The sequence below is a fragment of the Pedobacter westerhofensis genome (assembly GCF_900182595.1).
Classification (GTDB): Bacteria; Bacteroidota; Bacteroidia; order Sphingobacteriales; family Sphingobacteriaceae; genus Pedobacter; species Pedobacter westerhofensis.
In genome coordinates, this window is record NZ_FXTN01000003.1 from 612,619 (window position 1) to 630,285 (window position 17,667).

Here is a 17,667-nt window from a genome sequence, read left to right on the forward strand (position 1 = left end):
AACAACAGTCATAGTAGCAGTGTAAAAGACAATTATTATGGACAGGAACGAGAATTTTCTCCACATAAAGCATCTTTATAACAGAGCAGGTTTCGGAATTTCCTACCCAGACCTGCATCAGCTGAGCCGGAAAAAGCGCAGCAAGGTGGTTGATGCACTATTTAATAACAAAGAACCTGCAGCAAATCTCCAGGTCCTCAGCCAGGACGAGTTTCTTGCCCAGCAAAGCCTGCTTGCTACGCTCGGCGCAAAAAAAGAACAGACACCCGAAGAAAAACAACAGCGCGAAGACATCACAAAGGCACGTAACGAAAAGAGCCGCGACCTTAATATCAGCTGGCTGCAGCAGATGATGGCCACACCAAATTCCCTGCTGGAGAAGATGACGCTCTTTTGGCATGGCCACTTTGCCTGCCGCGCCAACCAGCCCTTTTATGCCCAGCAGCTCAATAATATTCAGAGAAACAATGCCCTCGGAAACTTTAAAACCCTATTGATAGAGGTTTCCAAGTCCCCCGCAATGCTGGACTATCTGAATAATCAGCAAAACCGAAAAGGTAAGCCCAATGAAAACTTCTCCAGGGAGCTGATGGAGCTTTTTACACTTGGCCGCGGCAATTATACGGAAATGGATATTAAAGAAGCTGCACGTGCTTTTACCGGATGGACATACAATAAGACCGGCGAATTTGAATTTAACCCGCGCGTTCATGATGAAAAGCAAAAAACATTTTTCGGCCAGACAGGGCTGTATGACGGCGAAGCCATTATAGACCTCATCCTGGCGAAACCAGAAACTGCCACCTTTATCTGCCGTAAACTTTACGTTTTCTTTGTAAATGATACACCTAACGAGAGCCATGTGAAAGAACTGGCCGGTTATTTTTACGCACAGCAGTATGATATTGCAGCTGTAATGAAGAAATTATTTACTGCCGACTGGTTTTATGCCAAGGAAAATACCGGCAATAAGATCAAATCGCCGGTAGAGTTTTTAGTTAACCTGAGCAGGGAATTCTATGTTACCTATAACAAACCCCAGGTGCTTATCCAGCTGCAAACCAGTTTAGGCCAATACCTGTTTAATCCGCCAAATGTGGCCGGCTGGGCCGGAGGAAAAAACTGGATTGACAGTTCTTCGCTGATGCTCCGGATGAAAATCCCTTCACTGGTATTAAATGACGGGGTTCTGGACTTTAATGGCAAGGCAGATCCTGAGGACGAAGCCGTAATTGCGCTCAACAGACGGGCTAAACCAAAACCGGTAAAATCTTATGTGAATGCAAAAGCCAACTGGGAGAAGTTCCTGGCCGACCTGCCAAAAGACATGAAGCAGGCAGAACTGGCTGCTTTTCTTTTACAGCCCGCCGTTGGGCAAAAGATCAGCGACCTGGTAAGTGCCAATGTAAATTTAAAAAATACAGCCATTGCGGTAACCAGTATGCCTGAGTACCAATTGTGCTAATGTAATCTGCAAGATGAAAAGAAGAGATTTTTTAAAAAATGCTGCCTTTGCAGCAGCGGGTACATTATTTGTCCCCGCGTTCATGAAGCCTTTTGAAGCACTGGCACTGGATGAACTGAGCCTGCATAAAAACCTGGTGGTGATACAGCTGTCCGGTGGTAACGACGGACTCAATACCGTAGTTCCTTACGGAAATGATATTTACTACCAGATGAGGAAGAATATTGCGATCAAACCGCAGGATGTGATACAACTGAACGATATGCAGGGCCTCAACCCTAATCTCAACTGCCTGAGGGAATTGTATGATCAGGGATGGATGTCGGTCATCAATGATGTGGGCTATCCCAACCCAGACCGCTCGCACTTCCGTTCTATGGATATCTGGCAGACAGCCAGTGACTCCAATCAATATCTTTCCACAGGATGGATAGGCAGGTATCTCGATTCTAACTGTGCTACCTGCAACTCTCCTTACACTGCAATTGAAGTGGACGACAGTCTTTCCCTGGCCATGAAGGGCAGCAGCAAGAAGGGAATCGCACTGAAAGATCCGGCAGCCCTGTTCAGGAATACCAATGAACCCTTTTTCAGGGAGATGATCAATGGCGATAAGGAACATCTGAATGAAGACAACCTGGGTTATCTCTACAAAACCATGATAGAAACGTCCTCATCGGCAAATTATATCCAAAACACTTCAAAGATATATCAGCCCAATTATACTTACCCCTCCACAGCATTTTCCAATCAGCTGAAAACAGTATCTAAATTTATCTGCTCCGGCCTTAAAACCAGGGTGTACTATGTGTCGCTGAGTGGCTTTGATACACATGTGAACCAAAATAACCAGCAGGGAAGGCTCCTCCAGCAATGTGCCGAAGGGATCAATGCCTTTATCAAAGACCTGCAGCAGAATAATAAACTGAATGAAACCCTTGTAATCACCTTCTCGGAATTTGGCCGGCGCGTGGCACAGAATGCCAGTAATGGAACAGACCACGGTACTGCAAATAATATGTTTCTGTTTGGTGGCAAATTGAAGAAACAGGGTATTTACAATCCAGCACCCAATCTGGCAAACCTGGACAACGGCGACCTGAAATACCAGATAGATTTTCGTGAGGTTTATGGCACTATACTGGAGAAATGGCTGGATGTGAACAATGGGCAAGTGCTCAATAAGCGCTTTAACACGCTGGATTTTATTTAAATACTAATCAGTCCAATTTTAACGGAGTGGTCAATTGCCTCCTGGCTGTCTGAGAACATACAGGTATGGATTTGATATTCGGCTGCCTTTGCGAGTACTTCCAGGGTGTGTGCCGCCTTTTCCGGCCTGATATTGCGGATGTAGATCGCCTCAATGTTCTTCGGATATTTTACCGCAATTGAAGAATAGATATCCGGGTCCTGCTGCGAATTGTCTCCAAAAAACACAAACTTCTGATTGGGAAATACATCCAGAATGCGCATTACCCTGATCAGTTTTCCCTCGTGGCCTGTCTTGCCTGTTTTGATCAGGTTCTTCCAGCGTTTGATCTGATTGAGCAGGAATACACCCTCCGGAAGCTTATTAAAGCTAAAAGTTTCTACCAGATAATCATAAAGGTTCCACTCACTACTGGATACATAAAAGAAAGGATTGGGATGTGCTGCATCGGTATGCGACAAAGCCAGCAGCTCGTAATGCCGGGCTACATCCGTAAAGGTTTTCCTGGTATGCGGGTTTTTGATGAACAGCTCTCTTAATCTACGGCCTATCGTGGCAGAGTGGGAAATCATGACCGTATCATCAATATCCGAGATAAACGCATACTGCGTGATATGCGGCACATATACGTCACCTGTGGTTACCGCAAGCACCTGTCCCTGTTTATCAAGCAGCTCTGCCTTTACCTCGTGCCAGCCGGCACTGATATTTTCGGCTGCCTCCCACTCAAACTTAAAGAAGCCGTCGTATTCGGTATTTTGCCGGATCACCTGGTCTTTAAATGTCAGTTGCACCTGTGCCCAGGGATAGGGCTTTAAAAGGAACAGCCTGAAAAGATACCTGATATTGGTAAAAAGGTTATCGCTATAATTCTGCGTGCTCTCTGCCCTGAATTTAAAGGCATGGCCGTATACCACCAGATTGTGGGTGTGGCCATAGCCATGATAGAGTTTGATGCTGAAAGAATTATTATTCATTATAATTCAAACAGAGCATTGAAGAAGTTGTTTGGTTCTTAAACAATAGTAATGTCAGTTGAAGAAAAAGGAATAAAATTACTCTTTATCGTTAATCCGGGATCCGGAAGTGACGACACTGATTTCAAATCAGTGATTACTGATTTCTTCAGCAATGGCATCAACAAGGCAGAGATCTATGAATTACAGAAAGACTGTAACCTGGATCAGATCAAAGATGCGATCAGCAAATCAAAGGCCGACCGTGTGGTTGCCGTTGGCGGAGACGGAACGCTGAAGCTGGTTGCCGAATGTTTAAAAAGCACAAAAACACCTATCGGAATCATACCCGCAGGTTCTGCAAACGGCATGGCTAAAGAACTGGGGATCCCCGCAGATATACAGGCAGCACTTGAACTTACTGTATCCGGCGAACCGAAAGAGATCCATGCGGTGTCTGTAAACGGCGAGCTTTGTATCCACCTTTCAGATATCGGCTTTAACGCATATATCGTTAAAAAGTTTGACGACCTCGCACAGAGGGGGATGCTGGGCTACGCAAAGGCTACCTGGAAAGCGTTATGGAACCATCATAAAATGGATGTAGAGATCAGCATGGGTGAAGAAACTTTCTCCTCAGAAGCCGCTATGGTTGTGATTGCCAATGCAACAATGTATGGCACCGGCGTAAAGATCAACCCGGAGGGCAAACTGGATGACGATGTCTTTGAGGTGATACTCGTAAAAAAATATTCATTCTCCGAAATACTGAAGATCCGCTTTACCAACCTTCCATTTAACCCGGAAAAAATTGAGCTTTTTCACACCAAAAAGTTAAAGATTAAAACCCGGCATAAAGTGCATTTTCAGGTGGACGGAGAATATATGGGGAAAGTTGGCGAGGTTCACGCAGAAATATTGCCAGCGGCTATATCCGTGATTGTAAATCCTGAATTTCAGTTGTAGTCTTTACCTGCAGTATTTAGCTAACAGCTCATCCGCCAGAGAAGATCCCATATACTTTACAAAAAGAAAATCTTCACAGGCTCCCTGCCGGTCTTTCTGCTTCAGTTTTTTCTTACCCTCCTCAATCTTCTTATTCAGATAATCATCGTCATATCCAAGTTCGGCTTTGAGCGCAGTGACCTTCTGCTCTTCCGACTCATTGTATTTACCCTGCGCTTTGTTGCGGTAAAAGTTGGTGATCGCATCCGTAAGCCCCTGATTGGCTTTATAAACCGCAATGGCCTTATTCATATCCTGCTGCGTTGCCCTGTTACAATCCTCGCTGGAGAGCCTGAAATCAACAGGCGCCACCAGAACATAGGTGGTATCGTAATCGGCCGGAACCTTCCAATGCCCGCTGCTCATCCTGATCAGCCTCAGTGCTTCCTGGTCCAGATCTATACCCGGCCCGCTACTTACGTTGGATGAATATACTTCACCAAGCCTGTTGAGCTTAAAGCTGATACGGATCGTTCCCTGCACACAGTTCTGGTACGAGTATGCTGGATAAATAATATTTTCGTTGATAAAAGCTGCCAGACCTCCCTTTAATACAGGCTGCGCCTTTAGACCGAAGCCAAAGAAAAGAAGAAGTATAATCAGGATCTTGTTCATATGCTAATTTACTAAATTTTCAGGCAGCCCCAAAGGTATACCGCAGAATCAGCCCCGGATCGGGACAGTTTTCCAGATAAGCAGCGCTTTTAGACAACTGACAGACACCGGGATAATCTCCTCTTTTGCCCTCCATATCATATATAAGCTGCATATGAAGATGCGGTGGCCATTGCCCGTTCTCCTGTTGATTGCCTAAAGCAGCAATTTGCGCCCCGCCGGCTATAAATTCCCCTTCCTGCAGCCCCTTTATTGAGGCCAGGCTGAGGTGGCCATACAGTACATGCAGTACTTCTCCTCCCAGATCGTATTTCATGATAATTGTTGCGCCATAATCTCCAAACTGATCATTATTCCTGAAGCTATGTATTACACCATCATAAAAATTATACACAGGAGTTCCGGCCTCTCCCCAGATGTCTACCCCAAGATGTAACCTGCGGGGTTCTTCCTCAGTATCGAAATGTGCACTGCGGGTATAGATTGTTCTGTGCTCATTATATCCGCCAATGCCGTAACGGCTTCCGGAAACTTCAAGTTTGTTTGATGCCCATGCAGAGAAAACAGCCGTATCTCCAAGGATATCATCGGTAAGTTCATGATTCTGTACAGTAAAATCAAAAGGATAAAGACGATCAGCAGCGGGGTTAAAATCTACCACACTGCTGATCTTTTCTGCATTATTCAGTAACCATGCCTTTAAATCTTCCATGGCACCAGATTATTTAATCTTCAGTTTCTTCTTCCCCGTGTTCTTTACGTTCTCTGGAAATCTTATCAAAGATTTTATCCATATGTTCTACATATGTATTGGTATCATCCAGGAAAAAAGTGAGGGTTGGCACTACTCTCGCCTGGTGGCGGATGCGCGTACCCAGTTTATACCTGATCTCACTCGCGTGAGAGTTTACGGTAGCAATGGACAAACCTGTATTATTTGTACTTAAAAAGCTTAGATATACTTTTGCTACAGCCAAATCCGGAGACACACGAACTTTTGTAATTGTAACCAGTGTATTGGGTAGGTACTCTGCTCCTTCTCTCTGAAATATTGTCGCTAATTCCTCTTGCAGTACACCAGCAAATTTCTGTTGACGTTTACTTTCCATGATTTTTGATGTTAGTATTAGTATAATAATTTGTCATAAGGATAGCGCTCTACGTGTAAAGCGACGATCTTATCATATAAAAGCTGCTTAAATTCTTCCAGGTTCTCCTTATGCAATGCCGAAATAAACAATGAAGGCGTATTATGTTGCGCCATCCAGCTTTTTTTGAATTCTTCAAGCGTAAAAGGAGCCTTTTCTTCCTCTTCATTGAACTCATCGGCTTCCGGGCTCACATAAGCATCAATCTTATTGAAAACAACGATGGTGTCCTTGTCCCTGGCGCCCAGATCCTTCAGCGTTTCATTTACTACGTTGATCTGGTCCTCAAAGCTTGCATGAGATACATCTACCACGTGGATCAGGATATCGGCTTCCCTAACTTCATCCAGGGTAGATTTAAAGCATTCTACCAGATGGTGAGGCAGCTTGCGGATAAATCCAACGGTATCAGACAATAAAAAAGGCAGGTTTTCAATCACTACTTTTCTAACTGTAGTATCCAGTGTAGCAAACAATTTGTTCTCGGCAAACACTTCTGATTTGGAGATCATGTTCATTATCGTAGACTTACCCACGTTGGTATAGCCTACAAGGGCTACCCTGATTAATGCTGCGCGGTTTTTGCGCTGCGTTTCGTTCTGCTTGTCGATCAGTTTCAGGCGTCCTTTGAGCAGGGAGATTTTCTCAAGGATCATCCTCCTGTCGCTCTCAATCTGGGTTTCACCCGGACCGCGCATACCAATACCACCCTTCTGGCGCTCTAAGTGAGTCCACAAGCGGGTAAGCCTTGGCAATAGGTATTGTAGTTGCGCCAGTTCTACCTGCGTTTTGGCCTGTGCAGTCTGCGCCCTTCCGGCAAAAATATCCAGGATTAGGTTGCTCCTGTCCAGGATCTTCACTTCCAGTTCACGTTCTATATTCCGCAGTTGTGAAGGCGATAATTCATCGTCAAACACAACCATGTCTATCTCTTCAGATTTAACGTAAGCTTTTATTTCTTCGAGTTTTCCGGTACCTACAAAAGTGCCACGATCCGGCTTCTGCATCTTTTGTGTAAAAGTATTTTCCACCACACCGCCGGCCGTATCTACAAGAAAGGCCAGCTCATCCAAATATTCTTTTGTTTCTTCCGGTTTTTCGCCCGGTCTTACCACGCCAACAAGAACAGCACGTTCCTGTTTAACCGCGGTATCATAAGTTTTCTCTTTTCCCATGTAAAATACAAAGATACAAAAGTTATACCGAGATCATCTCCCCGGCAAAAGTGCGCATTGCAGCACCAGGATCAGATGTCTTCATAAAGTTCTCTCCAATCAGAAAGCCATTAAATCCCGCATTTTTCAATTCGTTAATAATTTTGGGATCACTGATCGCACTTTCCGAAACTTTTAAGAATTCTGCCGGAATTTCCTTTACAAGGTCAAATGAGGTCTGAATGTTCACGGTAAAGTCTCCCAGGTTACGGTTATTCACCCCTATCGCATCTACATTAGGATTGATACTGCGCTGCAGTTCTTCAAGGTTATGCACTTCGAGCAATACATTTAAATCCAAACTTTTTGCAAGCTTCGCAAAGGTATCGATCTGGGCAGGTGTCAGGATGGCAGCAATCAGTAAAATAATGTCAGCACCCAGGCCTTTTGCTTCTACAATCTGGTATTCATCGATCATAAAATCTTTCCGCAACAGTGGAACCGTATTGGCTGCACGTGCTTCAAGCAAATCGTTGGGATGGCCTCCAAAAAAATCGATATCCGTCAGTACAGAAATTGCCGAGGCACCCGCTGCTGCATATCCATTGGTTACTTCTACCACGCTGGAGTGGTCATTGATCACTCCTTTGGATGGAGAACGGCGTTTAAACTCTGCAATGATACCATTACGGTCTTTTGCCAGCATAAATTCTTTAAGCGAATACGGTGTTCTGTTAAAATATGCCCCGCTTTCCAGTTCTTTGATAGAGACCAGTTTTTTTGCCTGCTCCACCTCTTCCGTTTTCCGCAGTACGATTTTATCTAAAATATTCATTTTTAATCCATAAGGGGTTTAACTCTCCAACCAGTTTTTCATCATTTGTTTTCCGTGTTCAGTAAGCACACTCTCCGGATGGAACTGTACGCCGCGCACGTCAAAAGTTTTATGTTTCAGTGCCATGATCTCTGTGCTGGCATCCGTGGCCGTGATCTGCAGGCAGGAAGGCAGGTCGTCCTGATTCACCACCCATGAGTGATAACGTCCTACATTGATAGTAGCAGGACAATCTTTAAACAGAATTTCTTCTGCATCTACCACATCCACCGGAGTCGCTATTCCGTGCATCGGGCGGCCCAGGTTTAACAACGAACCGCCAAAGGCTTCGGCAATAGCCTGCTGACCCAGACAAATACCCAGGATGCTCTTGCTCGCCGCATATGTACGTATTACCTCCAGCAATAAACCGGCTTCCTCAGGCACGCCTGGTCCTGGCGATAATAAAATCTTATCAAACTGCTCCACATCTTCAATCGCGAACTTATCATTCCTCCACACTTCTACCTCTCCGCCAAGCTCGTTGATCAGATGGACCAGGTTGTACGTAAATGAATCATAGTTGTCAATAACCAATATTTTTTTATTCATCTTTTCTGATCTTAAATCACATTAATTTCTTTAGCCATCTCCACCGCTTTGCGCAGGGCAGCAATCTTATTATTTACTTCGTTCAGTTCATTGATCGCAATGGAGTCGGCCACAATTCCTGCACCGGCACGGTAATGAAGCTGATTATTTTTACTCATGAAAGTCCTGATCATAATCGCATGGTTAAACTCGTCGCCAAATCCCATATATCCAATTGCCCCGGCATAAAAATTCCTGCCCAAACCCTCATATTCATCAATGAGCTGCATGGCCTTATATTTTGGGGCCCCGCTCAAAGTACCTGCAGGATAAGTATCTGCAACAATCTTAAATGCAGAAATGCCCTTTTGCAGTTTGCCGCTCACCTTGGATACGAGGTGGATCAGATGTGAATAATATTGTACTTCTTTAAACGATTTTACCTCCACGTTAGTACAGTGCCTGCTCAGGTCGTTCCGTGCCAGATCTACCAGCATCACGTGCTCTGCGCTCTCCTTTGGGTCCTGCTCCAGTTTCTTTGCGATCTCAGCATCTTCTTCGTCATTACCGGTACGTTTAAATGTTCCCGCAATAGGGAAGATATTGGCCACCCCGTTTTTAATCGTGATCTGCGCCTCGGGCGAAGAACCAAAAAGCTTAAAACTTCCGTAGTCGAAATAAAACAGATAAGGCGATGGATTGATGGATCGCAAACAGCGGTAAACATTAAATTCGTCGCCCTGGAAACCCTGGCTAAAAGCACGTGAAGGAACAATCTGGAAAACATCCCCGCGAAGGATATGCTTTTTCATTTTCTCCACAATCTCCATAAAACCTTCATTGGTCATATTGGAGGCTTCTTCACCCACGGTATTAAAACTGTACTCTGGAAAGTTCTTGTTCTGTATCAGGTATTCAATCTTCTCCAGTCCGCCGTTCTCCTCGCCGTTGAAGTTGTTCCTGAATAGGGTTACTTCATTTTTAAAGTGATCTACCGCTATAATATAACGGTAAACATGGTATTGCATCAGAGGGATTTCTTCATTTTTCCGCGCTTTGGCCTGCAGGGTTATGTCTTCAAAATGCTGTACCGTATTCCAGGTAAAATAACCAAACAAACCTGTAGACAGATAGCGCTTTTCTTCAACAGGCTCAATATCAAACATCGCTTTAAAAGCATCAATTTCCTCAGTGAGGACAAAGTTTTCCTTTACCTCTTTTTCACCGCCCGGAAAGTAGGTGGATAATTTACCGCCCTGCAGCGTAATCCCGGCTACAGGATCTGCACAAACATAGCTCACCGAGTTTTCACGGCTATGGTAATCCGAGCTTTCCAACAAAAGCGTATTCGGAAAAACGTCTCTTAAACGTAGATAAATACTTACCGGAGTAATGGTATCTGCAAGTCTCTTCTTAAAAATAGTGGTAATCTTAACTCTTTCCATATGCTGTAAAACGAAAAAAACCCGACGTGGTACGTCGGGTTAGTATGTGTGGTTTGGTTTAGGTTGATAAACTATAAGGTACACAGGGCTACGACGATACTCTTTTCAGAATAACCGCGCCATTGCCAGGTATGTATATTGTAAATCATGTGTAGCAAAAATAGAAATAAATCTAATAAACCAAAATTAAATCATCAATTTATTTACATCGCGAACAAGTGGCGCGTAGGGTCGGCATGGATCATCCCGAAAATGGCTCCCGTGATCAGTAAAAGTCCCAGACCAAAATACACAAATATTTTACGGTGCTTCATTAAGGCACTGTCCATTCTTTTGGATTTTGCATTTCCTACCGTGATGAGGATAATAGCAACCAGCATCATGGCGATGTGTTCCATTTTCCAGTAACGCTGTACCGCAACAGACATATCCCCTTTATACCAGTCGCGCATAAAGTATAGCAGCAATCCCAAAACGAGTTGAATGTGCGCACTGATTAATGTAAACACATTTAATTTGCGGTTACCTTCTGTATAGGGTTTTCTGCCCAGATATCCCATTAACGCATTGATAAATGCCACCAGTAATAAAATGATTACCAGATAACGCCATCCGGAGTGTGCACTCTTCAAGATTTCATAAATACCCATAGTAGTTTTTTCTTCAAAAATAACAAAATCCTTGCTGTTATATCAGGCCATATATACTTTGTGAAATTTATAATCATTATAAAGACTGCCTCTAAATAGGCCTTTTATAAAATCAGGTAATAAGATTGATAGATAATCGTACGACTCATTATTTTTTCTAAATTTAAATCATTAACTCACTATTTACAATTCATGATGAAACAGCTACTTACGCTCGCGTTAGTTTTTTCAGCTACAGTTTTATTTGGTCAGCAAACTTATCCTGTCAACGGGTCATATGATACCCGGCCGGGACTGTTTGCCTTTACCAATGCTACAATTGTAGTGAATGCTAACCAAACAATCAGCAATGGCACATTGCTGGTGAAAGGTCAAACCATCCAGTCAGTAGGCTCAGGAACCACTGTTCCGGCCGGATATGTGGTGATCGACCTCAAAGGCAAATTTATTTACCCTTCTTTGATTGACCCCTTTACTACCTATGGTATTCCTGAACCTGCCCGAACAGCAGGAGGCGGTTTCGGCGGCAGACAATCCATATTTATCTCTACAAAAAAAGGGTCCTATAACTGGAACGAGGCCATCCGTCCCGAAACAGAGGCCCGTACAATGTTTACCATTGATACCAAAAAAGCAGATGAGCTGCGCAAAGCAGGATTTGGAAGCGTAAACACCCTGAACCACGACGGCATTGCACGAGGTACCTCTGCTGCAGTGAGCCTCAGTGATGAAAGGGAAAACAAGATCTTCCTCAAAGACCAGACAGCGGCCAACTACTCTTTTAACAAAGGAAGTTCGCAGAACGATTATCCGACATCATTAATGGGCTCTATCGCATTGATACGGCAAACCTATTATGATGCGCAATGGTATGGCAGGCAAAAAGAAGAATATAATATTTCGCTGCAGGAATTTAACAGGCAGCAGGCCCTGCCCCAGATCTTCGAAGCTGATGGCTGGCAGAACGTACTCCGCGCAGATAAGATCGCCAAAGAGTTCGGCAAACAATACATTATCAAATCAACAGGTGATGAGTACCAGCGGATCGACGCTGTAAAAGCCACTGGCGCCAGCCTGATTATCCCGGTAAATTTTGTGAAAGCATATGATGCCGAAGATCCTGCCGAAGCAAGAAATATTACTCTGGCACAGATGAAAGGCTGGGAAATGGCCCCGGCGAACCCTGCAGCATTAGAGAAAGCAGGTATCAGGTTTTCCCTCACGGCCTACGGCCTGGAGAGCATGAAGGACTTCTGGGCCAACATCCGCACGGCTATTGATAACGGACTTACCGAGAAACAGGCATTACTATCATTAACGGAAGTTCCGGCAGCGATGATCGGGATCTCTGATCAGGCAGGCACACTGGAAAAAGGTAAACTAGCCAACTTCCTGATTACCTCCGATAATCTGTTTAAAAGCAGCAACGTAATCTTTGAAAACTGGGTGCAGGGCAAACGTTTTGTGGTCAGCAAAATGAATGTGAACGACCTAACCGGTATTTACAATCTGACTGTAGACAGCCTCGGCTCGTTAAACCTGAAAATTAACGGAACGAGTGCTTTTGTTCAGCGCCCGGGAGCAGATACTACAAAAATAACAGCCAGTATCACCCGTAATGGCGACTGGGTAGGAATCAGTTTTAACCTCAAAAAAACACCATCAGGTGAGGTGAGGCTCAGCGGCTACCTTACTTCGGCAAATCCTGTGATGTTACGCGGCGAATCTGTCCTGGCTTCCGGAACTGCCGGAAAATGGTCTGCACAGTTTATCTCAGCAAATACAGAACCACCAAAAAAAGAGAAGCCCAGGGCTGTTATTACTGCCGGCAAGCTCATCTATCCTTTTGTTGCCTTTGGTACTGAAAATAGCCCTAAGCAGGAAACTGTACTGCTGAAAAATGCTACGGTATGGACCAACGAAAAAGAAGGCGTGCTGCTTAATGCAGATGTACTGCTCGAAAACGGAAAGATCAAAGCTGTTGGAAAAGGCCTTTCTGCCGGCAGCGCAAAAGTAATTGATGCCACGGGCAAACATATCACTGCGGGGATTATCGATGAGCACTCGCATATCGCCATTACCGGTGGCGTAAATGAAGGCGCACAGTCTTCATCTGCCGAAGTACGCGTTGCGGATGTGGTCAATTCTGAAGATGTGAATATCTACAGGCAACTGGCGGGCGGTGTAACTACCTCTCACCTGCTGCATGGCTCTGCAAACCCGATCGGCGGCCAGTCGCAGCTGATCAAACTGCGCTGGGGAAAAACACCTGAAGAATTAAAGTTCGGCGGCAATGATGGCTTTATCAAATTTGCGCTGGGCGAAAACGTAAAGCAAAGTAACTTCGGTTCCGGTCTGCGCTTCCCCGTAACACGGATGGGCGTTGAGCAAACCTATATCGATGAATTTACACGTGCAAAAGAATATAAGGCCGGTTTAACCGCCAAAGGAAATACGGTCCGCAGAGATCTGGAACTGGATGCCATTGTAGAAATACTGGACAACAAGCGTTTCATCACCTGCCACTCTTATGTGCAGTCAGAAATTAACATGCTGATACACGCTGCAGACAGCATAGGTTTTAAAATCAATACTTTTACGCACATCCTGGAAGGTTATAAAGTGGCAGATAAAATGAAGTCACACGGCATTGCAGGTTCTACATTCTCCGACTGGTGGGCTTACAAAATGGAGGTTGCCGAGGCTATACCTTACAATGGAAAAATCATGCATAATGTGGGTATTACCACGGCCTTTAATTCTGATGATGCAGAAATGGCGCGCCACCTGAACCAGGAAGCAGGCAAATCAGTTTTATATGGTAATGTGCCGGAAGAGGAAGCTTTAAAGTTCGTAACGCTGAACCCCGCAAAGATGCTGCATATCGATCAGCGTGTAGGAAGCATCAAAGCTGGCAAAGATGCCGATGTGGTGATCTGGTCAGACAATCCTTTATCGATCTATGCAAGGGCCGAAAAGACCTTTGTAGACGGAATACCTTACTGGGATATGGAGAAAGATGCACAAATCCGTGCACAGCAGCAGTCTGAGAAAGCCCGGATCATACAAAAGATGGTTGAAAGTAAAAGCAAAGGCGCGAAAACACAACGCCCATCAGCAGACACACCGCGTATATACAACTGCGAATCATTGGAAGATTATTCTGCAGCATTAAATGAACTGGAAGGAGTAAAAACACATGAATAAGTATTTATTTACCCTGTTGTTGAGCACAGCAGGCACCATCGGCTGTTTTGCACAGGCCAATATCGTCCCGGCAGCAAAACAAACAAAAACAATTGCCATTACCGGTGCCACTATCCATGTGGGCAACGGCACGGTTATCTCCAATGGAACTATTGTTTTTAGTGGAGGCAAGATTCTTTCAGTTACTGCAAATGGTCAGGCGCCACAGGATATAGAAGTGATCAAAGCAGACGGCAAACATGTTTATCCTGGTTTGATTGCACCAATTACCAACCTCGGCCTTGCAGAGTTTTCCTCAGTAAAAGCCACGCTGGATTTTGCCGAGATCGGGAATTTCAATCCGCATATCCGTTCACTGGTAGCTTACAACACAGATTCAAAAGTTCCTGCAACGTTAAGGAGCAATGGCATCCTGATGGCAGAGATCACCCCTGAAGGTGGAACAATCTCCGGCAGCTCTTCGGTAGTACAGCTAGACGCCTGGAACTGGGAAGATGCTGTTGTCAAAACTGACGATGCCATGCATATGACCTGGCCGGCTATTCCACAGTCAAGGGGAGAATTCGGGGGCCGCAGGCAATTGTTAACTCCCGAGGTGATAGCCGAACGCAGACAAAATGCAATAAATGAACTGGAACAGTTTTTTTCAGAAGCAAAAGGTTACGCCGCAATCGGCAAACCTACTGTAACCAATACACGTTTTGCTGCAATGAAACATCTGTTTGATGGCAAACAGCAATTGTTTATTACGGCAGATTCACAAAAGGATATTGTGGCATCGGTCAATTTTGCAAAGAAGTTTAATATCAAACCGGTGATCGTTGGAGGAGACGAAGCTTATCTGATTACCGACTTCCTGAAAGAAAATGGCATTTCAGTTATTGTGAAGCAACCACATGCGCTTCCAAACTCTACGGATGACGACGTGAATATGCCTTACAAAAACGCCGCTGTACTTGCGAATGCAGGGATCAACGTTGCTATTAGTATTGAAGGATACTGGCAGCAAAGAAACCTGCCTTTTATGGCCGGAACTGCTGTAGCCTGGGGACTCGATAAAGAAAAAGCATTATCTGCAATTACGCTGAATACCGCAAAGATTTTGGGTATTGACAAAACAACAGGTAGCCTGGAAACGGGAAAAGATGCCACACTATTTATCTCAGCAGGCGATGCGCTCGATATGAGAACAAATCATGTAGAGAAAGCATTTATCCAGGGCAGGGATATCAACCTGGACAACCTGCATAAACAGCTGGATAAAAAGTTCAGTGAAAAATATGGATTGAAGGCTGCAAACTAATCCGTTTTTTCTTAAACAATAAAAAAGGCAACCCGCCTCCAGGTTGCCTAATTAACTAACTTATTAAATAAAAAAACTGGCTGTTGGGGAAGGAGTCGAACCTTCAAGGGGAAGTTAGCCTCAGTTCAAAAAATTAATTTGTGGTCAACCCATAAACTGTGTTTATCCCATGATCCCCACCACCGAGACAAGAAGGTGTGTCTGCCAATTTCACCACCCAACATTAAATAAAGAACGTCTATTCTTTAGCTGTAGGAGAAGGAGTCGAACCTTCAAGGAGTGGTTAGCCTTTTCAGGTTTCCCATTTTCTCCACCACCGAGACAAGGAGGTGCGTCTGCCAGTTTCGCCACCCTACAGAGTGTAAACAATTGTAAAAAAGAATCCGTTTTTCTTAATTGCTTGATACAAATGTAACAAGACTTACCATACATTACAAATATATTAATGATATAATTTTATTATTATGACTATTGTAATTATATTAGAGCATCATTAGAATTAATTGAAATCATGCTGAAAAAAGAAAGCCAAAATTTAGAAATTGATAACCTCGATATTGATATTTTAAAGCAATTAATGCAGGATGCTACGAAACCTTATACGGAAATCGCAAAAGATTTGATCGTTTCAGGTGGTACAATACACGTCAGGATGAAGAAACTGCAGGAAATGGGGATTATCAAAGGTTCACATCTTATCATCGATCCGCAAAAAGCGGGATATGATATTTGTGCCTTTTTAGGAATTTACCTTGAAAAAGGAATTCAATATAAGGATGCTGTTGCGCAATTAAGCAATATTAAAGAGGTTGTGGAGCTTCATTACACTACCGGAGCTTACAGTATGTTTGCCAAGATTATCTGCAGGGATACGAATCATTTGAGACATGTATTGAATGAAGAGATCCAGGCCGTAGCGGGTATACAAAGAACAGAGACTTTGATCTCTCTTGAAGAAAGCATCAGAAGACAGATTGAATTAGGTTAAATTTGAAGGTTCAGATGATTTAAGTTCCAATTATGTATATCCCTAAAGCAAACCAAATATCTGACAGAACAGAAATTGTATCATTTATGAAACGATTTAGTTTTGCAACTTTAATTTCCGCTATTGATAATGTACCCCAGGCTACACATCTCCCCCTTACCGTCAAATACGATCATGATGACATTATCTTAACCGGCCATTTTGCCAAAGCAAATCTGCAATGGAAAAACATCGAAGAACAAAGTGTGCTCGTTATTTTCAGTGAACCACATGCATATATTTCACCAAAGCTTTATGATAAGATTGAAAGCGTTCCTACCTGGAATTACTATGCGGTGCATGCTTATGGGAAGTGTACTGTACTGCATGAACGTTCACAGATCCTACATGCGCTTGAAGATATGATCCTCGCATATGAAGCGGATTATAAGATGCAGTGGGATTCATTATCTGATAGTTTTAAGGACAAGATGTTAAATGGTATAGTACCTTTTACTATGACAGTAACTGACCTGCAGGCCAGTCAGAAGTTAAGCCAGAATAAAACAACTTTAGAGCAGGAAAGAATCATTAAGCACCTTGCAGAGAGTAATGACAGCTCAGTACGTATCACTGGTGAATACATGGAATCCAATATAAAGAAGAATAGCGGGTTAAAAACCAGATAAAGTTGATCTATCTGAATTAGCATACTAATATACCAGAAAAGCCTCTCAGTTTCCTGAAAGGCTTTCTTTAAGATTTGGCACCGACCTACTCTCCCACGTGTTACCGCAGTACCATCGGCTCTGGTGGGCTTAACTTCTCTGTTCGGAATGGGAAGAGGTGGACACCACCGATATAGGCACCTAAATGTCTGTATCGAATCAACTGCTTGTTTCATGCTTCGTATGTGCTTCGGCTTTTGCCTTTGGCTCATGCTGCTGATCAGTTGACTGATTATATTTTTGATATGTTATAAATGTTTAAGCTTTGATCACCTTCAGGGTTTAAAACACCCTTTGGATCCTCATCACTGTAAACAATGACATATTATTGAAAGAAGTTAGTAAGGAAGAACAAACAACAGTATTCTGCTTTTTGAAAGCTTCGGATGATTAGTATTACTCGACT

General features: G+C 43.8%; 16 protein-coding genes, 2 tRNA genes and 1 rRNA gene. 7 read left to right on the top strand and 12 right to left on the bottom strand.

All coding sequences use genetic code 11. The features are described from left to right. Positions 1-37: 37 nt before the first annotated feature. Positions 38-1,465 carry a DUF1800 domain-containing protein gene (locus FN831_RS08015; RefSeq protein WP_246101421.1) on the top strand — a complete coding sequence of 476 codons (1,428 nt, stop codon included), beginning with the start codon at positions 38-40 and terminating at the stop codon, positions 1,463-1,465. 13 nt (positions 1,466-1,478) lie between these two features. Then, positions 1,479-2,678, top strand: a complete 1,200-nt coding sequence (locus FN831_RS08020) for a DUF1501 domain-containing protein (protein ID WP_142527680.1) — start codon at positions 1,479-1,481, stop codon at positions 2,676-2,678. Here FN831_RS08020 and FN831_RS08025 read toward each other — a convergent pair. After that, positions 2,675-3,655: an App1 family protein gene (locus FN831_RS08025; RefSeq protein ID WP_142527681.1), complete on the bottom strand. Its 981-nt coding sequence runs from the start codon at positions 3,653-3,655 to the stop codon at positions 2,675-2,677. The two genes, FN831_RS08020 and FN831_RS08025, sit on opposite strands and share 4 nt — an antisense overlap. Positions 3,656-3,706: 51 nt before the next feature. Here FN831_RS08025 and FN831_RS08030 point away from each other — a divergent pair, with 51 nt between their 5' ends. Further along, positions 3,707-4,600, top strand: a complete 894-nt coding sequence (locus FN831_RS08030; RefSeq protein ID WP_142527682.1) for a diacylglycerol/lipid kinase family protein — start codon at positions 3,707-3,709, stop codon at positions 4,598-4,600. Positions 4,601-4,603: 3 nt separating this feature from the next. Here the strand turns inward: FN831_RS08030 and FN831_RS08035 are convergent, their stop codons facing one another. From FN831_RS08035 to FN831_RS08070, 8 genes are all read right to left on the bottom strand, one after another. Next, a complete protein-coding gene (locus FN831_RS08035; protein WP_142527683.1) occupies positions 4,604-5,254 on the bottom strand; it encodes an energy transducer TonB in 651 nt (216 codons plus the stop codon). Between the two features lie 19 nt (positions 5,255-5,273). After that, positions 5,274-5,966: a peptidoglycan DD-metalloendopeptidase family protein gene (locus FN831_RS08040; RefSeq protein ID WP_142527684.1), complete on the bottom strand. Its 693-nt coding sequence runs from the start codon at positions 5,964-5,966 to the stop codon at positions 5,274-5,276. 13 nt (positions 5,967-5,979) lie between these two features. Next, a complete protein-coding gene (rbfA, locus tag FN831_RS08045; protein ID WP_142527685.1) occupies positions 5,980-6,363 on the bottom strand; it encodes a 30S ribosome-binding factor RbfA in 384 nt (127 codons plus the stop codon). A 17-nt stretch (positions 6,364-6,380) separates the two neighbouring features. Further along, complete coding sequence (gene hflX / locus FN831_RS08050; protein WP_142527686.1) at positions 6,381-7,577, bottom strand: GTPase HflX; 1,197 nt, start codon at positions 7,575-7,577, stop codon at positions 6,381-6,383. Positions 7,578-7,599: 22 nt separating this feature from the next. Continuing rightward, a complete protein-coding gene (gene trpC / locus FN831_RS08055; RefSeq protein ID WP_142527687.1) occupies positions 7,600-8,391 on the bottom strand; it encodes an indole-3-glycerol phosphate synthase TrpC in 792 nt (263 codons plus the stop codon). Positions 8,392-8,409: 18 nt separating this feature from the next. Further along, positions 8,410-8,982: an anthranilate synthase component II gene (locus FN831_RS08060; protein ID WP_142527688.1), complete on the bottom strand. Its 573-nt coding sequence runs from the start codon at positions 8,980-8,982 to the stop codon at positions 8,410-8,412. A gap of 11 nt (positions 8,983-8,993) precedes the next feature. Continuing rightward, positions 8,994-10,406, bottom strand: coding sequence for an anthranilate synthase component I family protein (locus FN831_RS08065; RefSeq protein ID WP_142527689.1), 1,413 nt, complete (start codon positions 10,404-10,406; stop codon positions 8,994-8,996). Positions 10,407-10,609: 203 nt separating this feature from the next. Next, positions 10,610-11,056 carry a cytochrome B gene (locus tag FN831_RS08070; protein WP_246101423.1) on the bottom strand — a complete coding sequence of 149 codons (447 nt, stop codon included), beginning with the start codon at positions 11,054-11,056 and terminating at the stop codon, positions 10,610-10,612. A 192-nt stretch (positions 11,057-11,248) separates the two neighbouring features. On the opposite strand from FN831_RS08070, the gene FN831_RS08075 reads away from it, so the two are divergent. Both FN831_RS08075 and FN831_RS08080 read left to right on the top strand, forming a co-directional pair. After that, positions 11,249-14,263, top strand: a complete 3,015-nt coding sequence (locus FN831_RS08075; RefSeq protein ID WP_142527690.1) for an amidohydrolase family protein — start codon at positions 11,249-11,251, stop codon at positions 14,261-14,263. Next, a complete protein-coding gene (locus FN831_RS08080) occupies positions 14,256-15,566 on the top strand; it encodes an amidohydrolase family protein (RefSeq protein WP_142527691.1) in 1,311 nt (436 codons plus the stop codon). The genes FN831_RS08075 and FN831_RS08080 overlap by 8 nt, the downstream gene beginning before the upstream one ends. A 77-nt stretch (positions 15,567-15,643) precedes the next feature. Here the strand turns inward: FN831_RS08080 and FN831_RS27665 are convergent. Together FN831_RS27665 and FN831_RS27670 are read right to left on the bottom strand one after the other, a co-directional pair. Then, positions 15,644-15,789, bottom strand: a tRNA-Asp gene (locus tag FN831_RS27665). Positions 15,790-15,815: 26 nt separating this feature from the next. Then, a tRNA-Asp gene (locus tag FN831_RS27670) sits at positions 15,816-15,923 on the bottom strand. A gap of 154 nt (positions 15,924-16,077) precedes the next feature. Between FN831_RS27670 and FN831_RS08085 the strand changes: the two genes are divergently transcribed. Together FN831_RS08085 and FN831_RS08090 are read left to right on the top strand one after the other, a co-directional pair. Further along, positions 16,078-16,554: an Lrp/AsnC ligand binding domain-containing protein gene (locus FN831_RS08085; protein WP_142527693.1), complete on the top strand. Its 477-nt coding sequence runs from the start codon at positions 16,078-16,080 to the stop codon at positions 16,552-16,554. A 32-nt stretch (positions 16,555-16,586) separates the two neighbouring features. Then, positions 16,587-17,222, top strand: coding sequence for an FMN-binding negative transcriptional regulator (locus FN831_RS08090; RefSeq protein WP_142527694.1), 636 nt, complete (start codon positions 16,587-16,589; stop codon positions 17,220-17,222). A 72-nt stretch (positions 17,223-17,294) separates the two neighbouring features. On the opposite strand, the gene rrf is transcribed toward FN831_RS08090, so the two are convergent. Further along, positions 17,295-17,406: ribosomal RNA gene (rrf, locus tag FN831_RS08095) — 5S ribosomal RNA — on the bottom strand. Positions 17,407-17,667: the final 261 nt, after the last annotated feature.